Consider the following 24,515-nt stretch of genomic DNA (forward strand, 5'->3'; position numbering starts at 1 on the left):
TCAGGGAGTGATTCCCGTTCAATACTGAGATAAAAATGACACAACAATTACAGGTTGAACTGGGACAATATTCTCATCAAGGTCGTAAAAAGCTCAATCAGGACTTTTATGCCGCAACTTTACCGCAAAACTATCTATTGCAGCATAAGGGCATGGCATTTGCCTTGGCGGATGGTATTAGCAGCAGCAATGTCAGTCACATTGCCAGTCAAACCGCCGTTACAGGATTGCTATCAGACTACTTTTCCACGCCAGAAACATGGACCGTCAAAACCTCGGTGGAACGGGTACTGACCGCAATCAATGGCTGGTTATACGCACAGACTCAACAGAGCCAGTATCGCTTTGATAAAGATCGTGGTTATGTCTGTACCTTGAGTGCTATGGTGCTGAAAGGGCAGATTGCCCATCTGTTCCATATTGGCGATAGTCGAATTTATCGGCTGCAATCGGGTCAATTGGAACAACTGACGACAGACCATCGGATTTGGTTATCATCACAAGAAAGCTATTTAAGCCGAGCCTTGGGGGTTAATGCCAAGGTAGAGATTGATTATCAAAACTATGCCTTATATGAGGGCGATATTTTTATTTTGATGACCGATGGGGTGTATGAATATTGTCCCCAAGCGCAACTCATTCAGTTTTTAACTCAAACAAATACCAGTTTAGATCAAATTGCTCAGCACATTGTGGAATGGGCCTATCAGCAGGGCAGTACCGATAACCTGACCATTCAGATTATTCAAGTGCAAAAACTGCCTCAAATTGAAGCACAGGATATTTTGCCTGAATATGCACAACTGGCTTTTGTGCCAGCGTTAAATGTGCCTACGCAATTTGATGGTTATCAACTGCTTCGGGAAATCTATACCAGCCACCGTAGTATTTTATATTTGGCACATGAAATAGATCGGCAACAGTTGCTGGTAATCAAAGTGCCTGCCTCTGAGGTGCAGCATGATCAATATTTGGCTGAACAGTTTTTACTGGAGGAATGGATTGCCAAGCGGATTCATAGTCCTCATGTATTGAGCGCCTATCCTCAAACCCGACCACGACATTATATTTACCATACCATGCATTATGTTGAGGGACAGACCTTAAAGCAATGGATGCTGGATCAGCAACAACCGATTGCATTGGATCAAGTACGTCAAATTATTGCGCAGGTTGCCAAGGGTTTACAGGCAATGCATCGACTGGAAATGTTGCATCAGGATATTCGCCCAGAAAATATTATGCTGGATCGCTTTGGAACGGTAAAAATCATTGATTTTGGGGCTTGTCGTGTTGCAGGCATTCGCGAAATGCAACGGGAAACACAGGATGCTGCCTTGGGAACGTTGGCCTATATGGCACCTGAATATTTTTTACTGGAACCTGTTTCAACCCGATCAGACCAATATTCGCTTGCCGTATTGACCTATTATTTATTGACAGGGGATTTACCTTACCAGACCAATATTGCCAAATGTAAATCCAGAAAAGACTTGAGGAAGCTGTATTATTTTTCGGTCTTTGAATATCGCAAAGATATTCCGATCTGGGTTGATCTGGCATTGGAAAAGGCGGTTCGACCTGATCCTGAGCAGCGTTATGAGGACATCTCAGAGTTTATTTATGATTTAAATTATTCTAATCCTCTGTTTGTGCAGCCAGCACGTAAATCATTTGTAGATAGGGACCCTGTTTTATTCTGGAAAATGCTATCTGCAATCCTGTTATTATTGCTTTTGGGCCTACTTTCCCTATTACACGGCAATTAGTTGTTTTTTATTAGTTTTCTGTAGCGTTGATTTCTACTTCTCATAACTGGTGTTTAGCACGAATCTCCTAAAATATTGTAGATTATTTTACCTTGCGGTTAATTTAATTTTATGAATCATAATTTTTATTTTGGATATTTAAATGAAGTCGTTGTATCTGGTGCTACTGGGCGGCAAGCATGAACAAGCCAATGTTGAGGTGTATGATGTCATCCCTGTGATTTGCAGTGATTTAACAGAAGCTTAACCCATGACCATCGTATAGGGAATAGTCTTTCTCTTTTGGTTTTGCACTTGAACACTTTGAATCTGTTAGGGGGGGATGTGTTTAGCCATAGCGAATGAGGATACAAAAGTTGATAGAACTGGATATATCCTCATTTTTTGCAACGGTATCCTTATTTATTATTGTATATTTTGTCATGTTGTTTTGGTTAAATTGCTATATATCAAAGGATTTTAAATATATTTTTCTATATTTGTTTATTGTGATTGTGCGCCCTGCGGGACTCGAACTATTATGTTATATAATTGAATTTTAAGTTTATAATTTATGAATTAAATTGATTTTACCGCAAACTATACCGTAAAAAATAAAAGTACTCTATTTATAATTGAGTATTGATCTGATAGCGAGTATTGCGCCCACCACCTTCCAATTTGATTATACACTCTTTTCCGAGCAAGTCAGATAAGTGACGAGTAGCCGTTGCTTTACTGACTTTAGCAACCTTTTGATATTGTGAGGCACTGATACCATGTTCAAAACCATTTTCCCCTCCATCCAATAAACGATTCAATACTTTGCGTTGTCCTTCATGAAGATCTAAGTTTGAATATTTATGCCAAAACTGGCTCTTAAACAATGTTCGATCAATTTGCTTTAGCGTCGTTTCAAGGCTGTCATTTAAAGTATCTAAAAACCAGACAAGCCAATTGGTGATATTGGAATCATTTTTTTGGGTTTGTTCTAATATTTCATAATAACTTTTGCGTTTATTTAATATAACGGGGGACATCGCATACAAACGTATACTCTGTTCATCCATTTGTGCTAATGCAAGGTCTGTGAGGGTACGTGTAATACGACCGTTACCATCATCAAAAGGGTGAAGTGTGATAAACCATAAGTGAGTAATGCCTGCACGAAGTAGTGGGTCAAGCAACGCATCGGTTAGACTATGATTAAACCAATTTATAAAAGCTTCTAAACGTTCTTCTAGTCCTTCTCTAGGAGGTGCTTCAAAGTGAACGGTCGGATAGTCCAATCGACCAGAGACAACCTGCATTGGTTCTGAACCTCTGAGTTGACCAATACGTAAACGCTGCATTGTCCAATCAGGGTCATTAAAAAGCCATTGGTGCCATTGCATAAGACGTTTAACAGTAAGTGGTTGCTTTACGTTATTAAGCGCATCCAGCATGATGTTGGTTAAGTCTTCAGATCGGTCTGAACTTGGGTAAGGTTGTTCAAGGGTAACACCCAAACGACGAGCAAGTGAGGAGCGTAATGAATACACATTTAAGGTCTCATTTTCAATCGCTGATGACGCTACAAGATTGGCAAGTAGAGTATCTAAAGTGAATTGTTCTTTGGCTAAATCATGTTGACTTTGCCCAAGTAGGATTCCAATTTTTTGATGAATTTGTCTGGTTTTGGGTAAGATGATTTCATCTTCCCATGTGAAGTTTACCCAGTTGTCACTTTGCCAAATCCAATCTTGCATCTTAATCTCCACTTAGAGTCTTTCCAAGGTGAGCTAAATATAACACATATTCGGCTCAATAAATGAGTTGAATGTAATGTTTAATGAGCTCATTTATACTCATGTACCTCTATTGAATGAGGGGTACATTATTGCTGAATCACTTTTTTTAATTAGAAATAGTAAATAATAACTAATGTGGTTCCGTTAATTAGACCACTCAATTCAGTTTTATAAGTGATAAATCCGCTCTAAATATTTAAATTATGCTGCCATTACTTTTAGTAAATGTTGATCATAAAATTCATTTGGTGTTGCCTTATTCAAACTTGAATGAGGACGTATCGTGTTATAAAAATCCAAATATTCAGCAATTGATTGTTTCGCTTGTTTAACCGTATCGTAAGCCTTCAAATAGACTTCCTCATGCTTCACGCTGCGCCATAACCGCTCAATCATCACATTATCCATCCATCGTCCTTTCCCATCCATACTGATACTGATATTTCGCAATTTTAACTCATTCAAAAATGCCTCGCTTGTGAATTGACTGCCTTGGTCTGTATTAAATACCTCTGGACAACCATATTTCACAATTGCTTCTTGCAACGCATCTATGCAAAAGTCTGTTTCCATACTGATCGATACACGATGAGCCAGTACTTTACGACTATGCCAATCTATAATTGCACACAGATAGACAAAGCCTTTAGCCATAGGAATGTATGTGATATCTGTACACCAGACTTGATTAGAGTGATCGATGACCATGTTTTTCAACAGATATGGGAAAATACGGTGTGCAAGATTAGGCTTACTGGTATTGGGTTTTGGATACAAGGCATGTATTCCCATCAAGCGCATTAAACGTCGGACTTTACGCCGACCTATTTGATGTCCTTGACGCTGTAGCATATCTCGTATCATTCGACTGCCCATAAAGGGGTAGTCGAGATGAATTTCATCGATCAGACGCATCAAACTCAAATCAGTTGATGAAATCTCTTTGGGCTTGTAATACAACGTACTGCGATTGATTTGAATCAATTGCGATTGTTGTCGTACCGAAAGTTGATGGGTCTTATCGATCATTTTTTGCCGCTCAGCTGCCCTATTTTTCTGAGCGCACCTTCTAAAAAATCAATTTGCAATGCCTGATGTCCTATCTTGGCATGTAAAGCTTTGAGGTCAATCTCAGGTTCTTGTTGTGCTGTTGGTCGTGAAAAAATATTGATTGATTGCTCAAGCAGTTGATTTTTCCAATCGATGATTTGGTTTTGATGTAAATCGAATTGAGTAGAAAGTTCAGCGAGTGTGTGGTCGCCTTTAATTGCTGCGAGAGCAACTTTAACTTTAAACTCTGCTGAATGATTACGACGTTTTCTTCGTGTCATGGTTGACTCCAAAAACAAGCATTTCCCATGCTTATTGGGGAGTAGATTATCACTTATAGACGTGGTCTAAAATCCTAGACCCACATCAATAATCAAAAATAAACCATTACCATCGGCAAGCTTCTGAACTTTTGTAGAGTCTGCTTTGATAGTTTTAATCTTGGTATCTGTAAGTGGTATAACTATTTTTGGCCTTTTTACGGTAAGAGTTTTTGCGGTAGTACATCTTACCGTAAAAATTACCGCAAAAAAATATGTATTAAGTTGGAAATTTATAGACTAAATTAGATTTGATTTTAATTAAATATTTGAATTTAATGTATGTTTTATTTTTGGGTGGAATGTTTTATATCAAAATAAACCATAAAATGGTGCGCCCTGCGGGACTCGAACCCACGTCGGTCGCTTAGGAGGCAACTGCTCTATCCAGTTAAGCTAAGGGCGCATAGTGCGGTGATTGTAAATGAAAAAGCATAAACAAAAAAGTGATTGCTAGAACAATCACTTTTTCAATACCGATCAAGTGTTTAATTCTTGGCTTTTAAATTCAGCACTTTATACAGTAAAAACATCAGCACAATCCAGATTGGAATCATCAGCACGGATTCCTTAAAGCCCTGCTGCCACATGATGTACAACACCACAGCAATAAATGCCAAGACCAAATAGTTACTCAATGGCGACCATAACGCAGGGAAGCTGGTTTTCAGGCCTTTTGTCTTGGTCATCGCCTTGAATTTCAGGTGGGTCAGGCTGATCATCGCCCAGTTTAAAACCAGTGCGCCGACCACTACATACATCAAATGGCCAAGGGCATCTTCTGGAACAAAGTAGTTCAACAACACACAGCCAAAGATCAATAAGGCAGACAGTAAAACCGCTGGTACAGGCACACCCTGTTTATTGGTCTTGGCAAACACTTTAGGCGCATTGCCTTGTTGAGCCAGACCGTACAACATACGACTATTGGCATACATACCACTGTTATAGACTGATAAAGCAGCAGTCAGGATAATAAAGTTAAGTAAATGTGCAGCCCAGCCAATTCCCATCTGGCTAAAGATCATCACAAATGGGCTTTTATCCAGACCGCCTAAATCCAACTGATTCCAGGGCACAAGTGATAATAAAATTGTGAGTGAACCGATGTAGAAAATCAGAATACGGAACACAACCTGATTGATCGCTTTAGGAATGGTTTTCTTTGGATCATTGGCTTCGGCTGCTGCCATACCAATCAATTCAATCCCACCAAAGGCAAACATCAGGAATGCCAGCATATAGAACAGGCCATCGAAGCCATTTGGGAAAAATCCACCATGCGCCCACAGGTTGCTAAATGAGGCGGTTGAATTGACATCTGCGGTAAAGAGCAGGAACAGGCCAAACAGGATCATGGCAACCACGGCCGTGACCTTGATAATGGCAAGCCAGAATTCTGACTCACCATAAAACTTTACATTGGTCAGGTTAATGGCAGTAATGACGACAAAGAAGAACAGCACCGACTGCCAGGCCGCAATATGAGGCCACCAGTAATTGATATATTTGGCGACCGCCGTCAGCTCACTCATGGCAACAAGGATATACAATACCCAATAGTTCCAGCCTGACAGGAAACCTGGAAACTTACCCCAATACTGATAGGCGAAATGGCTAAATGAACCTGCAACAGGCTCTTCAACAATCATTTCACCAAGTTGACGCATGATTAAAAAGGCAATCAAGCCGCCAATCGCATAACCCAAAATAATGGATGGTCCAGCAGACTGGATCACCTGTGCAGAACCTAAAAATAAGCCCGTACCAATTGCTCCACCCATCGCAATGAGCTGGATATGGCGGTTTTTTAGTCCACGCTGAAGTTGAGAAGAATCGTTGTTCAAAGGACTGAGCTCGACGATGAATAAGTGGATTATTCTAATAGATTGCAGGATTTTCGCCTAGTAAAAGTACAGGCAGGCTATGACTGTAAAGTAGTTTTTAAAAGTTATTTAAAATCCTATATTTGAATGATTGATAAAATAAATATTGATTTATATTTGTACGCTTGAAAGGCAAGTTTGTTTTTTAACCATGTTTGTTGGCTTTAGTGCTATTGTTAAATCATGCTGATATACCCAATATAAACAACATATTTTGCTAACGATAATTTGCCTAAAAAACCATTGGTCGTATGGCATTTTTGACTGCTGTGCAGTAACGTTGAACACAAAACCTAGCTGCACCAAAACATGATAAAAGGATGAAATTGACATGAGCTCAGTACCGCAAATCAAAGTCCCAGCAACCTATATGCGTGGTGGCACAAGTAAGGGGGTGTTTTTCAAGCTGGATGATTTGCCTGAAGCGGCACAGGTGGCAGGAAAGGCACGTGATCAACTTCTTCTTCGTGTGATTGGCAGTCCAGACCCTTATGGCAAGCAAATTGATGGCATGGGTGGTGCAACTTCAAGTACCAGCAAAACCGTGATTTTGGCAAAAAGTTCACAACCAGAACATGATGTAGATTATTTATTTGGACAGGTTTCGATTGACCAGCCATTTGTGGACTGGAGTGGTAACTGTGGCAACCTCACCGCAGCGGTGGGTTCATTTGCCATTTCCAATGGTTTGGTTGATGCAGAACGTATTCCTGAAAATGGTATTTGTACGGTACGCATCTGGCAGAAAAATATACAAAAAACCATTATTGCGCATGTGCCAGTGACCAACGGGCAGGTACAGGAAACAGGTGACTTTGAACTGGATGGCGTGACCTTTCCAGCAGCGGAAGTGCAGATTGAATTTTTAGACCCTGCCGATGATGGTGAAGAGGGCGGCGATATGTTCCCTACAGGCAATGTGGTGGATCAGCTTGAAGTACCTGAGATTGGTACATTTCAGGCCACCTTTATCAATGCGGGTATTCCAACCATTTTTCTGAATGCGGAAGATATTGGCTATCAGGGTACAGAATTGCAGGATCATATCAATGGTGATAACGCTGCCTTGGCGCGCTTTGAAAAAATCCGTGCCTATGGCGCGCTACAAATGGGCTTAATAAAAGATATTTCTGAAGCGGCTGCCCGTCAGCATACGCCTAAAATTGCCTTTGTTTCTCAGCCGAAAAACTATACTTCTTCAAGTGGCAAAAACGTTGAAGCGGCTGATGTGGATTTATTGGTGCGTGCCTTGTCGATGGGTAAGCTGCACCACGCTATGATGGGCACAGCCGCAGTTGCAATTGGTACGGCAGCAGCCATTCCAGGAACGTTGGTGAATCTGGCAGCAGGCGGTGGTGAGCGTGAAGCGGTTCGTTTTGGTCATCCATCAGGGACATTGCGTGTTGGCGCTCAAGCTGAGTTGATTGATGGCAAATGGGCCGTGAAAAAAGCCATTATGAGCCGTAGCGCACGTGTGTTAATGGAAGGTTGGGTGCGTGTACCAGGTGATACGTTCTAAATTATCCCAGTAAATTTCTTGATAGAGTCTCCTTTTGGAGGCTTTATTATTTTGAATAAGTTAAAAATACAAACACAATTTCCTGAGATAAATAATGGTATGATGTCGCCATTCTGACAGGTCCTGTCTTTATCCTTATCATTCAAGCTTCCAGAGGCAATTGTGTCATCTATTTCTCAAGTTAATGCGGATGTTTTACAACAAGCTCAACAACGTATTCAACAGGATTTATTGACAGCATTGGCTGCATTCTCCATTCCAGAACCGTTAAAGGCCGCTGTGCATCATGCCGTGATGCTAGGGGGAAAGCGTGTTCGTCCTGCATTGTGTTATGCAACAGCAGCTCTATTGCCGAATCATAATTTTGCAGCGGCTCGTCGTGCTGCCGTTGCGATTGAGTTAATACATTGTTATTCCTTAGCACATGATGACTTACCCTGTATGGATAATGATTTACTGCGTCGTGGGCAGCCAACCTGCCATGTGGCATTTGGTGAGGACACTGCCTTGTTGGCAGGTGACATCTTGCAATCCATGGCATTTGAAATTCTGGGAAGCCGTTTGTTTGATGAACAGGGGCAGGGAACTGATGCTGCAATTGTACTGAAGCAAATGCAGATTTTAGCCACCGCCAGTTCAAAAATGGTCTGTGGTCAGGTACTGGATTTACAGGCTGAAGGCAAACAGGTCGATCAGGCTGAACTGGAAAATATTCACCGTAATAAAACAGGTGCCTTGATTCAGGCCGCGATTATGATGGGTGCAGTGACAATTTTTGCAGGTACGGATCAGGCGATTCCAAAGTTGCGCCAGTTTGGGCAAAGCATTGGTTTGGCTTTTCAGGTTCAGGATGACATTCTGGATATTACCGCCAGCACTGAAACGTTGGGTAAAACTGCGGGTAAGGATGAGCAGGTACAAAAATCGACTTATCCAGCCTTAATGGGTTTGGAAAAAGCTCAGGCCTATGCGCAAACCCTACATGATCAGGCATTTGAAGCATTGGGCTATTTTGGTGATGGCGCCAGAGAGCTGGTGGCAATTGCACAGTTTTTACTGGCACGAAAAAGTTAATGACAGGAACAGCATCATAATGAATATTAAAACTTTACGTTTCGTGGGTACGCTTGAGGGAATCAGTTTCCTGTTATTGCTTGGTGTTGCGATGCCGATTAAATATATTTGGGATAATCCTGTTTTTGTCAAATACATTGGTATGGGACATGGAGTACTGTTCTTGTTGTTTTTAGCGGTCTTGCTGGTTGTTTGTCACCGTATGAAATGGTCACTGAGTATTTTTAACATGGGGTTGATTGCTGCGATCCTACCTTTTGGCCCTTTTATTTTTGATCGTAAAATTAAGAAATTAGCTGAGCAATAAATATCAACTACACAGGTTAGATGGTATTTGCTCAATAAAAAAACGCACCATCTTTAGAGATAGTACGTTTTTTTATAACTAAAAATTAATGCTTACCCATAATCCCACGAATTGCATTCAGTACATCAGCAGGGAGTACCACAGTTTTTGAATTACTTGATTTGGATAAATCCTGCATGGCTTTCACATATTGTTCACCCAATAGGTAGGCAACAGGAATTTCTTTATCTCCCACAGCACTGGTGACCATTTCAATGGCACGTTGTGAGGCTTCAGCAAGTACCACTTGCGCTTCTGCATCACGACGGGATGCTTCCAGACGGCCTTCTGCACTTAAAATAGCTGCCTGTTTTTCACCATCTGCTTTGGTTACAGCAGCACGACGTTGACGCTCTGCTGCCGCTTGTTCTTCCATTGCAGCCTGCATGGTATGTGAAGGTTGAATATCCTGAATCTCAACGGTTTTGAGCGTGATTCCCCAGTCTGAAATATCATCAGAAATCGCGGCTTTTAATTTCGCTTTGATATGGTCACGGGAAGACAACGCATCGTCCAAGTCCATTTCACCCACGATGGAACGTAGTGAAGTTTGAACAAGGTTTTGAATTGCCCATGTATAGTTTTCAATGCCATACACCGCTTTTTCAGGTGTGGTCAGGTTGATATAGGCAACTGCATTCATCACCAAGACCGCATTGTCGCGTGTAATCACTTCCTGTGAAGGAATATCCAGCACAATATCCTTGGTGGTGATTTTATAAGCCACTTCATCAACATATGGAATGACAAAATTCAGGCCAGGACTCAACGTAGTATGATATTTACCTAAACGTTGTACAATCCATTTATAACCCTGGGGAACAATACGAACCCCTTTAAAAATGGTTATACCAATAAAGACCAAAAGAGCTAAAACAATAATCGCTCCAGCAGACATATCAAAACCCTCTTTGTTATGAAATATTACTACTATGTGGTTGGACCACTAAATCATTACCTAGAATATCAACGACCCGAACACGGTCACCGACTTGAACAGCCGTTGTGGTTCGGCAATTCCATTCATCTGAGCCCAAAACAGGCATTGGAAAGCGTACAATGATCTGATCATGGTCAAGCCCAGTACGGATGACCATACCCACTTGTCCAATCGTGGCTTCCCGTGGTAATCCTGCCTTGGTTTTATCAGTCGAGAGTGGCTTGATAAACTTGAACCAGAGTATCGTACATAAAATAGATAAAATTCCCCAGGTCACCACTTGGGTGGTAAAGCCCATCATTGGGAAAAGCCACAGTAAAATACATACCATGACTGCTGCTATGCCAAACCATAATGCGGCAAAAGCAGGCAAAATCAACTCTGAAAGAATCAGTAAAATCCCTAATACGAACCAGTGCCAAGGTTCAACTACAAACTCCATAGATTTGCTCGCATCATTAAACTGAGTGGAGGTGAAAAAATATTCACTTTCTCCACTCTAGCAGATGATTATCTTTATGAATATAAAAAGATTGTTTTTTTAGAATGGGGGGGATGCGAGCTGGAAAGCTTACTCATAGAGCAAGCATTTTTGAAATGCACACCACCCCTTATATTGTTTTTTTAGAATTTGACCCGAGGCGCTGGCTGTAATGCAGCAGGGGACTTCTTAAAATCAGTAATGGCTTTTTGAATGGCAACGATTTTACCCTGAGCCGCTCTTTCACCCTCTAAAATCGCTTCATTACTTGATTTAAGATCAAGCACACCAAGATGACCAACTTTAGGCTGAATCACGACGTTTGCCTGATTCAACTCCCCATTAATACTTTGCTGTCCCATAATATTAATGGTCTGGTCGAGCAATCCCCACATACTCAATGGTTTGTCACCCGTTGGACGGGCTGAAATATCCACCGCAATCACAATATCAGCACCCATATCCTTTGCTGTTTTTACTGGAATTGGGCTGACCAGACCTCCATCGACATATTTGGTATTGCCAATCACAGTGGGTACAAAAACGTTCGGAATACTACAGGATGCACGTACTGCCTGACCTGCATTGCCCTTAATAAATTCAGCCTTTTTGCCATTGTCTAAACGGGTTGCAACCGCAGCAAAACGGATTGGGAACTTTTCAATCGGTTTATTGCCCACCTGAGCATTGACATAGTTCTGTAGTTTCTGACCTAAAATAATGCCCTGACTGTTGAGGGTTAAATCACGCAGATCAGACTCTTGCAGCTTTAGGGCAAGGTTTTGCATTTGATAAGGTGTTTGACCGCTTGCATAGATACTGCCCACAAAGCTGCCTGCACTGGTGCCTGTCACAATCTTGGCCTTAATCCCATGTGATTCCAGCACCTTGATCACACCAATATGAGCAAAGCCCTTAGCACCACCACCACCCAACGCCAGTGCGATCACAGGTTCACGGGCCTTGATTGCTGTTGTGGGAGGTGTTTTTTTTGCAGTCTGATCACAACCAAATAAAGCCAGGCTAACTAATGCCAGGCAAGACAGTCGAGCAATTTTCATATTAAATGCAGATAAAGTGTACAAAAAGATGGGCACATCAGAGCAGATTTGCCCTTAATTTTCTAGTTTTTTTTCACAAGTTTTTGTAAGGGTTCAGCCAGCCAGTGTGGATTCTTTGGTGAGAAATGGCCCTCATAACATTTCATAATTTTCTCAAGGTCTTGCTGATAGTGTCCTGTCGTGGTGAATGCGCCCAGACTATAGATGGTCTTGTGCTCATAATCGAAAGAAAATATCACAATCGGTAAGCCAGCGGCATGGGCAATATGATAAAAGCCACTTTTCATCCCTGACCAATGAAAAGTTTTCTGCACAATGCACGACTATACGCTCTGCCACGTTGCGGAACTAAGGGCGGTAAATCTGGAAAATCTTGTGGCATAAGCGAAGATAGGTCAAGAACAATTCCTATTATCTTAAATCCTCATGACAGTGCCTGCATTGGCAAAAAGTAAGATTTTATTGCCATGACACTGAAAGGATTGGATACTCTGGGCTTCGCCATAGCTTGCCAAGGGAAACTGAAAAAGTGCCTAGTCTCAGACAGATTTACATTTTATTGTTTTCCCTATATTGGGCACAGGGACTTCCCGTTGGCTTTATGACCCACGCCTTACCCGTGATTTTAAGGGCGCAGGGGGTATCTCTGGCACATATTGGTGGCTTTGGGTTGTTGATGATGCCGTGGTCAATCAAGATTTTTTGGGCGGCCTATGTGGATCGTTATGCCTTGTCACGTTTGGGGCATTATCGTAGCTGGATTGTCCCCACTCAATTATGTAGTGTGTTTATTCTGGTCATTTTGTCTTTTTTTCCCATTCAGTCTCTGGACCAACCCAGCTATTTGATCATTTTTTTTGTGCTATTGCTGCTCATGAACCTTACGGGAGCAACTCAGGATATTGCCACAGATGGTCTTGCTGTGAACCTGCTTAAAAGTGATCAGCAACATTGGGGCAATACCTTTCAGGTGATCGGTTCCCGTCTGGGCTTTATTGTCGGTGGTGGAGCGGTACTCTGGGGGCTGGACTGGCTACATTGGCAGGCAACATTTCTTGTGTTGGCGGTACTGGTTTTCCTGAACACATTACCTGTTTTATTTTATCGGGAACCGCTTCATTCAAGGCCAAGCGTTGATGATCCACAGGTTGCTCCCTCATTCATACAGGCCATCAGGAATTACCTGAATTATTTTAGCTCATCCAAAGCGCTTAAAAGCTGGTTAATGGTCTTGATCAGCTTCAAGGTCGCGGATGGTTTGGCAGGGCCATTATTAAAGCCGCTTATGGTGGATATGGGATTGAGTTTCACCCAAATTGGCGTGTTTATCACCATGTTTGGTGCCATCGCTGCACTGATCGGGGCAGCTTGTGCAGTTGTGCTGCTGAAATATTTTTCTCGGGCACAGTGCCTGATCATATTTTCCCTGTTGAAAATTCTGAGTCTGGTCGCTTATGCCGTTGTTGCATATGCATATGACCAGCAGGTTCAGGTTGCACCGTTATGGCTATATGCCGTGAACGCATTTGAAGATGCCTGTTCCGCGATGCTGTTGGTGGTGATGTTGACCTTGGTTATGCAATATAGCCGTAAGCCATTTGCTGGAACAGACTTTACCTTTCAGGTGTCAGTCATGGCGACAGTGAGTGGTTTGCTGTATCTGATCAGTGGAATCGTAGGGGATGTACTCGGATATTACCGTTATTTAGCCATGATTTGTGGGGTTGCCATTTTCTGTTTATGGCCGATATTCCTTTGGAAAAATAATGCAAGATGAAAATATAGTTTTATTACAATTTTTTCTAAAATGGCCTACGATTGAAATAGGTTTTATGTGCTGAAGTCATGTTTTATATGGAAAACTGAAGTAATTTATAAAAAATAGTTGTTTTATGAATAAAGGTGTTTTTATTGAAATAGAAAATAAATTTATTTTCTTAATTGATTGATAGTTAAAATAATAATCTGGATGATGAGATAAGGAAAATCGAGTTAAATGGTAATGAAAGAGTGTCTAAAAATTAAACTTTAGTCGAAAATTGAATAAATTAATAAGATTTTAATCGTTTTGTCATATAAAGTTAATGTGTAGGATTTGTTACAAATTTAGCTAGGACGTACACAATGAAAATCAAAATTGTAACAGCAGCAGTGCTTAGTTTACTTGCAACCACAACATTTGCAGCACCGACCATTTACGGTGAAATTGATGCCAGTGTTGACTATCTACCAGAAAAAAATGCAACCAAGGCCAACAAGGATGTTTGGGAAATTAGTTCAAACAGTTCATTTATTGGTGTTAAGGGTGATGAAAAACTTACAGAACGCTTAAGTGCCGTGTATGCCATCGAATGGGGCTTCAGCGCAGATGGTGACAGCACAGACTGGTCACAGCGTAACCGTTTTGTCGGTTTGAAAGATGCCCAGTTAGGTACAGTGAAAATTGGTGTACATGATACGCCATTGAAGCAACTTTCTAGTGTCGTTGATACTTTTAACAACTATGTTGCCAATAAGGCCGACATTGGTGGAATTTTTGGTGGTGAAACACGTGTCAGTAACGCGGTGGTTTATGAGTCTCCAGCGGTTAAAGTGCCTGCCCTAAATGGTGCAGTCAAGGTAAACGCATTGCTGGCAACAGGCGAGGCAACAGGCGAAGCAACAGGAATTGATACCAGTAAATCAGGTGTTGTTAAAACAGCAGGCCGTGGTTTAGGTGATGCATGGTCAGCGTCAGCAAGCTTTGAAAGTCCGTTATTGGTTGCTGGTGTTGCTTATGATAAAGCCATTCCAAGCTCATTTCTGGGGCGTGGCTTCTTAAATGCATCAGATAAGGCTGTGGCAGGCGGTTCTTTAGTTGCAGCAGCCAATACAGTGCGTGTGATCGGCCGTGTTAACCCAGTGAATGGTTTGGCGCTGAAAGCACTGTTCCAAAGCTCTGAGGTCGAGAATGTGGCTGGCAATACCGCAGGCGCAGACAAGATTGATGATGCCAAGGGCTGGTTGCTTGGTGTGGAATACACCATTCCACAGGCAAAGAACTGGACAGTGAAAGGTCAGTACAGCCAGAACACCACCAGCTTTAAGGACATCACGGCTGACTTTGAGGCCAAACAGATCATTGGTGGCGTTGACTATGCATTTAACAAGCAGGTAAAGACTTATGGCTATGCAGGTTACTTAACGCTTGAACAGGCCAGTAAAAAGGATAAACAGCCTGTTGCTGGTTTAGGTCTGGAATTTAAGTTCTAAGAATTAATATCATTATCATTTTAACAAAAAGACGATCACTTGATCGTCTTTTTCTATTTAAGTCATTTTTAAGTTTGTATTTTTATATTAAAAAGGAAGCAGGATATTGATGTTTAGACTGTAATGATGACATTTTTTCAACAATTAAAGATAAAACCCATTTCTTTAATTGTATTTAATCTATTGTTGGCAATTTGGTTGGGTGTATTTTTAAATATTGCCTTTTTTGAAAAAATACGCATGCTGACACCATATAATGGTGTAAAGGCAGGATTATTTGTTGTCGCTTCAATCATTATTGTGGTTGCCGCCTATAACTTTATTTTCCAGCTTTTTAACTGGAAATGGACAGCAAAACCTCTGGCGATTGCACTGGTATTTATTGGCGGTTTTTCCGCTTATGCAGTGAATACCTTGGGTGTGCTGATTACATCTGACCAAATTCAGAACTTGATGCAGACTGATATTGCGGAAGCGCGTGATACCTGGTCATGGCATTTGCTGACATGGACTTTGGGAATGATAGTACTGCCAATTATTGTAATTCTCATGATGAAAATCAAACCTGAACCCATCATTCGCCAGCTATTGCACAAGGTCATTGCTTCTGTTGTCTCTCTGGCGATGGTGTTAGGGCTATTATTTGTTTTCTATGTTGATTTTGCTGCAATCTTTCGTGAAAACCGTGACCTGAAAGGCATGATTTCGCCGCAGAACATGATTGCTTCCTTTGCTTCATATTATAAGAAGAAAGCGCCGAAAGAGAATTTACCGCTAGTCGTGTATGGTGAAGATGCGGTGATGAAAAAAGCACAAGATTCATCTTTACCCAAGCTGATGGTTCTGGTCGTAGGTGAGACAGCACGTGCTGAAAACTTCTCCTTAAATGGTTATGGCAAAAATACCACCCCAAAACTGGCACAGCAGGATATTTTAAACTTCTCGCGGGTCAGTTCATGTGGTACAGCAACCGCAGTTTCGGTTCCCTGTATGTTTTCAGGTATGCCACGTAAAGAGTATGAGGAACGTTTGGCTAGCCACCGTGAGGGATTACTGGATATTGCACAACGTGCAGGCTATCAAGTGACCTGGATTGATAATAATTCAGGCTGCAAAGGCACCTGTGACCGTGTCAATCAATTCAAGATTCCTGAACCGCTCCAGCAGAAATGGTGCAAGGACAAGGAATGTTTTGACGATATTCTGATTGATAGCTTTAAGGCCTATTTAGCCACAATTCCGCAAGATGACAATCGTCCACGTTTGATTGTACTGCATCAAATGGGCAGTCACGGGCCAGCCTACTATAAACGTGTTCCCGCACAATTCAAGGTGTTCAAGCCGACCTGTGACACCAACGCCATTCAGGGCTGTAGCAGAGATGCATTGCTGAACAGTTATGACAATACCTTGCTCTATACCGATTATGTTTTGGACACCCTGATTGAAACATTAAAAAATACAACGAAATATCAAAGTGCTTTGTGGTATTTATCTGATCATGGAGAGTCCACAGGTGAAAGTGGTATGTATTTGCATGGTGCGCCTTATGCGATTGCACCAACGCAACAGACCCATATCCCGATGTTGATGTGGTTCTCCACTGTCTGGCAACATCAGGCAAAACAACAGATCAAGTGTTTGGCACAGCAGGGCAGGCAGGAGTTGAGTCAGGATAACCTGTTCCCGACCATGCTGAGCCTGCTTGATGTGAAAAGCAAGGTGATCGACCCGAATAACGATATGCTGGCAGCATGTCCCTAATCCATAAGGTGTGGTGAAGTCATGACCAAAATTTTGATGATAGAAGATGATTTTATGATCGCAGAGTCAACCATGACGCTACTGCGCTATCATCAGTTTGAAGTGGAGGGGGTGAATAATGGGGTCGATGGCTTGGCATTATTGACCAAACAGGCGTTTGACTTGGTTTTATTGGACCTGGGTTTACCGCTTATGGATGGCATGCAAATTCTGAGACAAATCCGCCAGCGCACCTCAATTCCTGTTCTGATTATCTCTGCACGGGATCAGTTGCAGAATCGGGTGGATGGACTGAATCACGGCGCGGATGATTATCTGGTTAAGCCTTATGAGTTTGATGAGTTGCTTGCCCGTATCAATGCACTATTGCGTCGAGGAAATGCCGAAACCGCCTTACTGAAAAATCAGTCACAGTTACTTAAAAGTGGCGAGTTGACGCTGGATGTGGAACAGCATTTGGCGACTTTTAAAGGACAGCAAATTGAATTGTCCAACCGTGAATGGGCCATCCTGATTCCAATGGTGACCCATCCGAATAAAATCTTCTCCAAAGCCAACCTTGAAGACAAGCTCTATGACTTTGATAGTGAAGTGACAAGCAATACCATTGAGGTGTATGTCCATCATTTGCGTGCCAAGCTTGGCAAAGACTTTATTCGAACCATTCGTGGGCTAGGTTATAGACTGGGACAACCCTGATTATTTATGAAAAAAATGAAGCAATATTCACTGAAAAAAAGACTGATTTGGGGAACATCTGTCTTTAGTCTTCTACTTGGATGCTTGCTGATTTTTACCGCCTATAAAATTGCCCTGCATGAGGTCAATGAAATTCTGGATACCCAGATGCAGTATATGGCTGAACGCTCCGCCGTTGAACCGATCATAAAGATTGCCAGCAAAATAGAACTGCACCGCAGTTACCATGAAGAGGATTTACTGGTTGATATTTGGGCATATAAAGATCAAAGCCACCTTTGGCACCCAACCCATTTACTGGTTCCCCCTGTAAAACAGGCGGGTTTTTATACCCAAAATACTGTGCAGGGCACATGGCGGGTTTATGTATTTCCCTTAAAAGACTATCAAATCCAGATTAGCCAGCAGGAAAAGGTACGTCAAAGCTTTGCCTGGGAACTAGCGGGCAGCATGTTTATTCCCTATATCCTGATGTTGCCATTTGCGATCATTGTACTGGCCTTTATTATCAGTTTAAGCCTAAAACCACTGGAAGACTTTAAAACTGAGCTGACCCAACGAGGGTCTGAGGGATTGGCACCAATTGATAGTGACGAATATCCGCAGGAGTTGATTCCAACCATTGAGGAAATGAACCGTTTATTTGAACGGATCCAGCACGCACAGACCGAACAGAAACAGTTTATTGCCGATGCGGCACACGAACTCAGGACGCCTGTCACCGCCTTGAACCTGCAAACCAAGATTCTGATTAGCCAGTTTCCTGAACATGAGGCTTTGCAAAACCTCAGCAAGGGGCTGGCGCGTATTCAGCACTTGGTAACACAGTTGCTGGCCTTGGCGAAACAGGATGTTGGATTAAGCCTGATTGAACACAATACCAGGTTTTGCCTGAATGATGTGGCACTGAACTGCGTGGAGCAACTGGTCAATCTGGCAATGGAGAAAGAAATTGATCTGGGCTTTGAGCGTAATGACCTGATTGAAATGCAAAGCCTTGAGCCAACCGTTCACTCGATTATCTTTAACCTGATTGATAATGCGATCAAGTACACTCCGAATCAGGGCATCATCAATATTTCGGTTTATGATGATACCGATGGCTTTGCCTACGTGCAGATTGATGACAGCGGGCAGGGCATTGATCCAGACCAATACGACAAGGTTTTGAAGCGTTTTTACCGTGTGCATCATCATCTGGAAGTGGGCAGCGGTCTTGGACTTTCAATTGTGGATAAGGCCACGCAGCGTTTGGGTGGCACACTCACTTTATCAAGAAGTATGGATTTAGGCGGTTTATCTGTGCTGGTAAAACTTCCTAAAAAACTGGAGCATCATGCATAGAGAAAACTATGCGAATGCCTTTTCAGCGTGTTCTTTGCGGCGGGCAAGCGCTTGATCCAGTTGCTGAATCTGGCTTTGATGCTGTATTCCAATGTCTTGTAATAAAATGCCTTTTTCCGAAACTGCCAACACATTTGGCGTAGAAACCCCTAATTCCCTGAGTTGCTGAATCCGCTTGAATTCACACTGAATTGCGATTGATCCCCCTCGGTTGGGAACAGGCATGATTGCACCGAGGTTGAATATTTTTGCCAGCCATTTCAGAGGGGTGTAGAGCTATAAACCATGACGCTCGGAAGCCTTTTTAAGCCAGACCTTGCCTATATTCAGTTCATAGGCCTCAATCGAATTCTGTTGTGTGGTTAAAGAAGATTTTAAAAAAGTTTGAAAGTCAGACATAAGGCAGCAAAAAACATCCTGATGTTTATAAACACTTACTTGTAGTAGGTGTTCACTTTACCACATCAAGCTGTGCTTGCGGTACGGAATTACGGTCGGGGAGCGATACGTGGTATTTTGCAGTGACCGCATATAGAACAAAGTTAATGGTTAGACAAATCCAGCCTGTCCAGAGATTATGGCTGAGGAAGTGTGCGCCCCGCATCATCTGTGCCCAACCCATCGCAAAACCCAGTGTTAAACCAGCAAATAAATAAAACCATGCACGGTTTCTTTCACGCAAACGGTAGCAGAAATAACCCGTGACCAATGCAAAGCCTGTACTGGCATGACCTCCTGGGAAACAATGCCCCACAGTTGCGGAGAAATCCCAGACAAAACCCGTTGCGGTTTGCTGGGTCATATTCCAAGGGCAGGCATGGGCTGATTGGGCTTTCAGCAAACCGACAGTACAGGTACACAGCATACTGACCCAGAACATATAGCCATATTGCCAACGTCTTGCTTTCAGTTTCTCAACCTTAAATGATGAACACCAAAGTACAAAAAAGATGATGTAGACCATTGTCAGGATTTTCTTCACATAAGTATGACTTAGGATGGCTAAATACCAGTCGCCCTTTAATTGGAAATGTCCTGTGCTATCCACCCAAGGTTGAATAAGAGATAAATCAATCTGTCCAGCGACTGGAAATACAAAAATCAATACCAACCCGCTGAGAATAAGTAGGCAACTGTTCCATAAGAGAAAAGGGGATTTCATTAACATAATGAATAAATAATAATGGCGCAGATTGGACTGGGATTTAAAATGATGGAACTTAATATAAAATTAACCAAAACTTAAAGAAAAATTAAATTTATTTGAATGATAATTCTTATTATTATCTGATGTTACTCAGTAAGTGTATTTTTGGGCACTTTCACCACAATATGTTGTGGTTGAATTTTTGAAAATTTACAACATATAGGCTAGGTGCGTAACATCAGTTATTATAATAAAAATATTATTCATATTATAAGGTAATACAAATTTATAAAATAAATGTGGAGCGAGCTAATACATTTAAAATGTATGTTTGAAATATATTTTTTATGTTTAAAATTATTCCCTTGTAGTGAGGTCTGCACATACAAGGGAAATTTCAGGGGTACTCACTAATCTTCAAACCACATCAAAACATGGATTCTTCAGAATTTGCCGAAATTTTGTGAATGGAAAGGTCTGCACCGCGATATTCATCTTCCTGAGAAAGACGTATACCCAAAGTCGCCTTTAAGATGCCATACACGACAAAACCACCAATCAGCGCAATGATAATACCTAAGCCTGTACCAATGATTTGGGAAATGATGGACACACCACCCAAACCACCTAAAGCCTGCTGACCAAAAATACCCGCAGTGATGCCACCAAATGCACCACAGACACCGTGTAAAGGCCATACCCCCAGTACATCATCCACCTTGAGCTTGTTTTGCGTATAAGTGAACAGGTAAACAAACAGGGCACCCGCAACGCCACCAATGAATAATGCACCAATAGGATGCACAATATCCGAACCCGCACAGATTGCGACCAAACCTGCCAATGGACCATTGTGTAGGAAACCAGGGTCATTTTTACCCATAAAGTTTGCAGCCAATGTACCGCCAACCATTGCCATCAGTGAGTTGATTGCCACCAAACCAGAGATGGCCTCCACCCGTTGCGCACTCATCACGTTAAAGCCAAACCAGCCTATAATCAGAATCCATGAGCCTAAAGCAAGGAATGGAATTGATGATGGTGGATGGGCACTGACACGACCATCATTCTTATAGCGACCATTTCGAGCACCCAGCAGGATTACCGCTGCCAATGCAATCCATCCACCCATGGCATGTACAACGACTGAGCCTGCAAAGTCATGGAACCCTGCACCAAAGGTTTTTTCCAGCCAACCCTGCAAGCCATAATTGCCATTCCAGATCATGCCCTCAAAGAACGGATAGATCAGTGCGACCAGAATCAGCGTGGCAATGGCCTGGGAGCGCATTTTGGCACGTTCAGCAATACCACCAGAGATAATCGCTGGAATGGCGGCGGCAAAGGTGAGCAGGAAGAAACAGCGCATCAGGTTGTAGCCATGATCGGCAGCCAAGGTAGTGCCCGCATGGAAAAAATTCTGTCCGTATGCAATCCAGTAGCCCACAAAGAAATAGGCAATAGCTGAAATGGCAAAATCAGTTAAGATTTTGCTGAGCGCATTGACCTGGTTTTTATGGCGTACTGTACCCAGTTCCAAAAATGCAAAGCCAGCATGCATTGCCAATACCAGTACTGCACCGAGCAGTAAGAAAAATAGATCTACGTTTTGCATAGTAGTGCTCAAAAAAAGTGCTAAATTCGGTTTTGATACAAATATTTGATTCGTTTTTTGCACCAAAATAGATTTAGTAAATCTAAAAACTCAAGTTGTCGTGAAACAACTCAATTTGATGAATTTTATAATGCAAAAAACGCACCAATTTAGAATTTAAATTGTAATTTTGGTGAAAAGTGGTGCGATTTGCTTAAAAAGAGCACAAAATTGTTGCTGAATATGGAAAAAATCGGGTTATCTAAACCAATTGACCAACCTTAAACCTGAAATATTTTGAAAGTCTTTGCTATTACGAGTGATTAAAGCTAAGCCTTGAGCCATTGCGATTGCTGCAATCTGTCCATCTGCAAAGGGAATATTAAGCCCATTTTGTTGTGCTTCTAAGCGAATTTCAGCATGAATTTTGGCAGCAGATTCATGATAAGAAAGAATGGGAATCAGACTGACAATGTCATGTAAAAAAGAACCAATCATTTCTTTACCTTGCCCTTGAGGCATTTTAAGCCAACCAAACCGAAGTTCATTCCAAACTAAGCTCGGAATTGCAATTTCATGTTGATACAGTTGAAATTGCGAAATGACATGCTGATTGGGTTGTGGCTTGATCAATTCAGAAATGATGTTGGTATCTAGGAGATAACTAATATGAGATAGGGTAGAATTTACCATGAAAAATTTCGCCCCTGTTCTTGTGAGCGTTCAGGCTGAAAATCATCAGTCTCATTTTGTAAATCTTGTATATGTTGTTGATGCCATGCTGATCATGCCTGCATAAGACTTTGTGGATGATGACCTAATTTTTGATAGTCATTGAAAGATAAGAGCACCGCAGAGGTTTGCCCTCGTTGTGAAATAAAAATCGGTTGACCTTGTTTGCTTTGTTGTATCAGTTGCGCAAGATTGGCTCGGACTTGGCTAAATGGAATGTTGTTCATATTATTTGTCCTATTTAGATGTACATTTTAATTGTACATTTTGTAAGGCGAGTCTAGTAAGTATAAGATGCCGATTGTACTGATTTAAAGCCGCAGTTGAAGTGGGAAAAAAGAACGTTTAAAGTATATGAAAAAGCTGAGTGGGATGAAGATCTTGATGGAGCATGGGGTTCTATGAGATAAGATTTTACTTTTAAAACAAATGGTCGTAGGCATGCTTTCTGTTAAAATATTGAGTCAAATCGCATTTGTATTGAAATAACGTCATGAGCATTTTAGATTTAAGTTTGTATCAAGAAACTGAAAATTTATCTCCACAACAAAAAAAGTTTAATCGTCAGATTCAAAAAATTGAGAAATTACAAGTCTCTTTGGTTGAGTGGCAACAAGCACAACAAAAAGTACAGCAGGATGCAAGTGTTGAACTCTTGCGATTATATGCTCAATGGCACCAAGTTTTATTTAGTCAACTAGAGGTACTTTGGCAATATAAACAATCGCATAAATTTGCTAAAACCCATTTAGAGCGTTTAGATAAAAAAATCTCAATTTTAGTGAGTCAACTTTTAAATAATCCCAATCTGTCTGAAGAACAACATAAATTGACCATCGTCATTGCTCAATTTTATAAAATTTTAGAAGACCATGATCATTTGCCTACATCACAAGTAGATGATACAGAGGATGATTTTCATTCAGAGCATGATGTTGATGAAATGATGGAAAAACAAGTGATGAAAGAAATTCTTGCAGATCAATTGGGTGTGTCTGAGGACTGGATTGACTTTGATTTTGATCTCGAAAATCTTGAAGAGTTTATGCAAAAAGTAAAAGAAAAATTTGATCGAGAGGAAGCTGATTTCATTCAAAATCAACTTAATGATCATGAACGTGAAGCATATCAAAAGTTTGCAGAAAAACAAAAAAAGAAAATTTTAAAGAAGCAAATGCAACTTGAAGATGCAAAAAAAATGGCAGGGCAGTCATTAAAAAGCATTTATTTAAAAATTGCCTCTGTCATCCATCCTGATCGTGAACGGGATGAGCAAAAACGTATAGACAAAACCGAGCTCTTGCAGCAAGCAAATACTGCACTTGAAGAAAAAGATTTACTTACGCTATTAAAGTTACGTGCTTATACAGAACAAGGTGATCAAAAACAAGCAGTTAAAATCGCAAATGAACATTTGAAATCTTATAATCTATTGCTAGAAGATCAAATTGAGCAATTGCAAATGGAGTTAGATCACATTATTTACTCATTTGATTGGAAAAGCTCAGGTTTTTATAAACACACTTTTAAACCTGCTGATTTGGCTAAGAAGTACCAATATGATTTGAGGGAAATTCGAAGAAAGCTATTACAAGATGAACAGTGTTTAAATAACTATAAGGATTTTGATTGTTTAAAAAACTTACTTAAAAATAGAGCATTCGGCTGGTCATTTAATTTTTAAAGTGGTTTGAGCCTGTAAATAAGCTTTTAGTTGTTCAAACAAGTGGGACCACCTCTGTTTAGCGTATTGAATATATTTTATTCA

At 41.3% G+C, this 24,515-nt stretch carries 20 protein-coding genes, 1 tRNA gene and 2 pseudogenes; 10 read left to right on the forward strand and 13 right to left on the reverse strand.

Going from position 1 to position 24,515, the window contains the following annotated elements; genetic code table 11:
- Nucleotides 1-35 precede the first annotated feature (35 nt).
- Nucleotides 36-1,769, forward strand: coding sequence for a bifunctional protein-serine/threonine kinase/phosphatase (locus tag F973_RS07200; protein WP_004760909.1), 1,734 nt, complete (start codon nucleotides 36-38; stop codon nucleotides 1,767-1,769).
- A gap of 608 nt (nucleotides 1,770-2,377) precedes the next feature.
- Here the strand turns inward: F973_RS07200 and F973_RS07205 are convergent.
- From F973_RS07205 to F973_RS07225, 4 genes are all read right to left on the reverse strand, one after another.
- Nucleotides 2,378-3,496, reverse strand: a complete 1,119-nt coding sequence (locus tag F973_RS07205) for a Fic family protein (protein WP_004755996.1) — start codon at nucleotides 3,494-3,496, stop codon at nucleotides 2,378-2,380.
- A 243-nt stretch (nucleotides 3,497-3,739) separates the two neighbouring features.
- Nucleotides 3,740-4,869, reverse strand: a protein-coding gene (locus tag F973_RS14610) for an IS3-like element ISAcsp5 family transposase (protein WP_155756463.1) whose coding sequence is annotated in 2 segments (ribosomal slippage) — nucleotides 3,740-4,617 and nucleotides 4,617-4,869 — 1,131 coding nt in all. Because the reading frame shifts where the segments join, the coding sequence is not laid out codon by codon here.
- Between the two features lie 369 nt (nucleotides 4,870-5,238).
- Nucleotides 5,239-5,314: transfer RNA gene (locus tag F973_RS07220), tRNA-Arg, on the reverse strand.
- Nucleotides 5,315-5,396: 82 nt separating this feature from the next.
- Nucleotides 5,397-6,755, reverse strand: a complete 1,359-nt coding sequence (locus F973_RS07225; RefSeq protein WP_004760913.1) for an amino acid permease — start codon at nucleotides 6,753-6,755, stop codon at nucleotides 5,397-5,399.
- A 370-nt stretch (nucleotides 6,756-7,125) separates the two neighbouring features.
- Between F973_RS07225 and prpF the strand changes: the two genes are divergently transcribed.
- From prpF to F973_RS07240, 3 genes are all read left to right on the forward strand, one after another.
- A complete protein-coding gene (gene prpF, locus F973_RS07230) occupies nucleotides 7,126-8,313 on the forward strand; it encodes a 2-methylaconitate cis-trans isomerase PrpF (protein WP_004760915.1) in 1,188 nt (395 codons plus the stop codon).
- Nucleotides 8,314-8,475: 162 nt separating this feature from the next.
- Nucleotides 8,476-9,387: a polyprenyl synthetase family protein gene (locus F973_RS07235; protein ID WP_004760916.1), complete on the forward strand. Its 912-nt coding sequence runs from the start codon at nucleotides 8,476-8,478 to the stop codon at nucleotides 9,385-9,387.
- A gap of 19 nt (nucleotides 9,388-9,406) precedes the next feature.
- Complete coding sequence (locus tag F973_RS07240) at nucleotides 9,407-9,694, forward strand: DUF3817 domain-containing protein (protein WP_004681563.1); 288 nt, start codon at nucleotides 9,407-9,409, stop codon at nucleotides 9,692-9,694.
- An 85-nt stretch (nucleotides 9,695-9,779) separates the two neighbouring features.
- Here F973_RS07240 and F973_RS07245 read toward each other — a convergent pair whose 3' ends face one another.
- The 4 genes and pseudogenes from F973_RS07245 to F973_RS07260 form a co-directional block, all read right to left on the reverse strand.
- Nucleotides 9,780-10,631, reverse strand: a complete 852-nt coding sequence (locus tag F973_RS07245; RefSeq protein WP_004675007.1) for an SPFH domain-containing protein — start codon at nucleotides 10,629-10,631, stop codon at nucleotides 9,780-9,782.
- 16 nt (nucleotides 10,632-10,647) lie between these two features.
- Entirely contained in the window at nucleotides 10,648-11,115 is a 468-nt protein-coding gene (locus tag F973_RS07250) for an NfeD family protein (RefSeq protein ID WP_004675003.1), read from the reverse strand.
- Between the two features lie 182 nt (nucleotides 11,116-11,297).
- A complete protein-coding gene (locus tag F973_RS07255) occupies nucleotides 11,298-12,215 on the reverse strand; it encodes a patatin-like phospholipase family protein (RefSeq protein WP_004760917.1) in 918 nt (305 codons plus the stop codon).
- Between the two features lie 62 nt (nucleotides 12,216-12,277).
- Nucleotides 12,278-12,502: pseudogene (locus F973_RS07260) on the reverse strand (acyltransferase); the annotation flags it as partial.
- Nucleotides 12,503-12,744: 242 nt separating this feature from the next.
- Between F973_RS07260 and F973_RS07265 the strand changes: the two are divergent.
- The 5 genes from F973_RS07265 to F973_RS07285 all read left to right on the forward strand — a co-directional run bounded on the left by F973_RS07265 (nucleotide 12,745) and on the right by F973_RS07285 (nucleotide 19,274).
- Entirely contained in the window at nucleotides 12,745-13,992 is a 1,248-nt protein-coding gene (locus tag F973_RS07265; RefSeq protein WP_004760920.1) for an MFS transporter, read from the forward strand.
- 347 nt (nucleotides 13,993-14,339) lie between these two features.
- Nucleotides 14,340-15,467 (forward strand): porin, encoded by a 1,128-nt coding sequence (locus F973_RS07270; RefSeq protein WP_004760922.1) that lies wholly within the window; start codon nucleotides 14,340-14,342, stop codon nucleotides 15,465-15,467.
- Nucleotides 15,468-15,590: 123 nt separating this feature from the next.
- Nucleotides 15,591-17,231 (forward strand): phosphoethanolamine transferase, encoded by a 1,641-nt coding sequence (locus F973_RS07275; RefSeq protein ID WP_004760923.1) that lies wholly within the window; start codon nucleotides 15,591-15,593, stop codon nucleotides 17,229-17,231.
- Nucleotides 17,232-17,252: 21 nt separating this feature from the next.
- A complete protein-coding gene (locus F973_RS07280; RefSeq protein WP_004681554.1) occupies nucleotides 17,253-17,930 on the forward strand; it encodes a DNA-binding response regulator PmrA in 678 nt (225 codons plus the stop codon).
- A 6-nt stretch (nucleotides 17,931-17,936) separates the two neighbouring features.
- Nucleotides 17,937-19,274 (forward strand): ATP-binding protein, encoded by a 1,338-nt coding sequence (locus tag F973_RS07285; RefSeq protein ID WP_004755965.1) that lies wholly within the window; start codon nucleotides 17,937-17,939, stop codon nucleotides 19,272-19,274.
- Nucleotides 19,275-19,286: 12 nt separating this feature from the next.
- Here the strand turns inward: F973_RS07285 and F973_RS07290 are convergent.
- The 5 genes and pseudogenes from F973_RS07290 to F973_RS14615 all read right to left on the reverse strand — a co-directional run.
- Nucleotides 19,287-19,673: pseudogene (locus tag F973_RS07290) on the reverse strand (serine/threonine protein kinase); the annotation flags it as partial.
- Between the two features lie 52 nt (nucleotides 19,674-19,725).
- Complete coding sequence (locus F973_RS07295; RefSeq protein WP_004760927.1) at nucleotides 19,726-20,442, reverse strand: phosphatase PAP2 family protein; 717 nt, start codon at nucleotides 20,440-20,442, stop codon at nucleotides 19,726-19,728.
- Nucleotides 20,443-20,848: 406 nt separating this feature from the next.
- Nucleotides 20,849-22,036: an ammonium transporter gene (locus F973_RS07300; RefSeq protein WP_004760928.1), complete on the reverse strand. Its 1,188-nt coding sequence runs from the start codon at nucleotides 22,034-22,036 to the stop codon at nucleotides 20,849-20,851.
- Nucleotides 22,037-22,273: 237 nt separating this feature from the next.
- Complete coding sequence (locus F973_RS07305; protein WP_004755961.1) at nucleotides 22,274-22,708, reverse strand: type II toxin-antitoxin system VapC family toxin; 435 nt, start codon at nucleotides 22,706-22,708, stop codon at nucleotides 22,274-22,276.
- A gap of 92 nt (nucleotides 22,709-22,800) precedes the next feature.
- Nucleotides 22,801-22,974 (reverse strand): type II toxin-antitoxin system Phd/YefM family antitoxin, encoded by a 174-nt coding sequence (locus F973_RS14615; protein WP_004760929.1) that lies wholly within the window; start codon nucleotides 22,972-22,974, stop codon nucleotides 22,801-22,803.
- 266 nt (nucleotides 22,975-23,240) lie between these two features.
- On the opposite strand from F973_RS14615, the gene F973_RS07310 reads away from it, so the two are divergent.
- Complete coding sequence (locus F973_RS07310; protein WP_004760930.1) at nucleotides 23,241-24,431, forward strand: hypothetical protein; 1,191 nt, start codon at nucleotides 23,241-23,243, stop codon at nucleotides 24,429-24,431.
- Nucleotides 24,432-24,515: the final 84 nt, after the last annotated feature.

This window comes from Acinetobacter sp. CIP 102129 (assembly GCF_000368305.1).
Taxonomy (GTDB): Bacteria; Pseudomonadota; Gammaproteobacteria; order Pseudomonadales; family Moraxellaceae; genus Acinetobacter; species Acinetobacter parvus.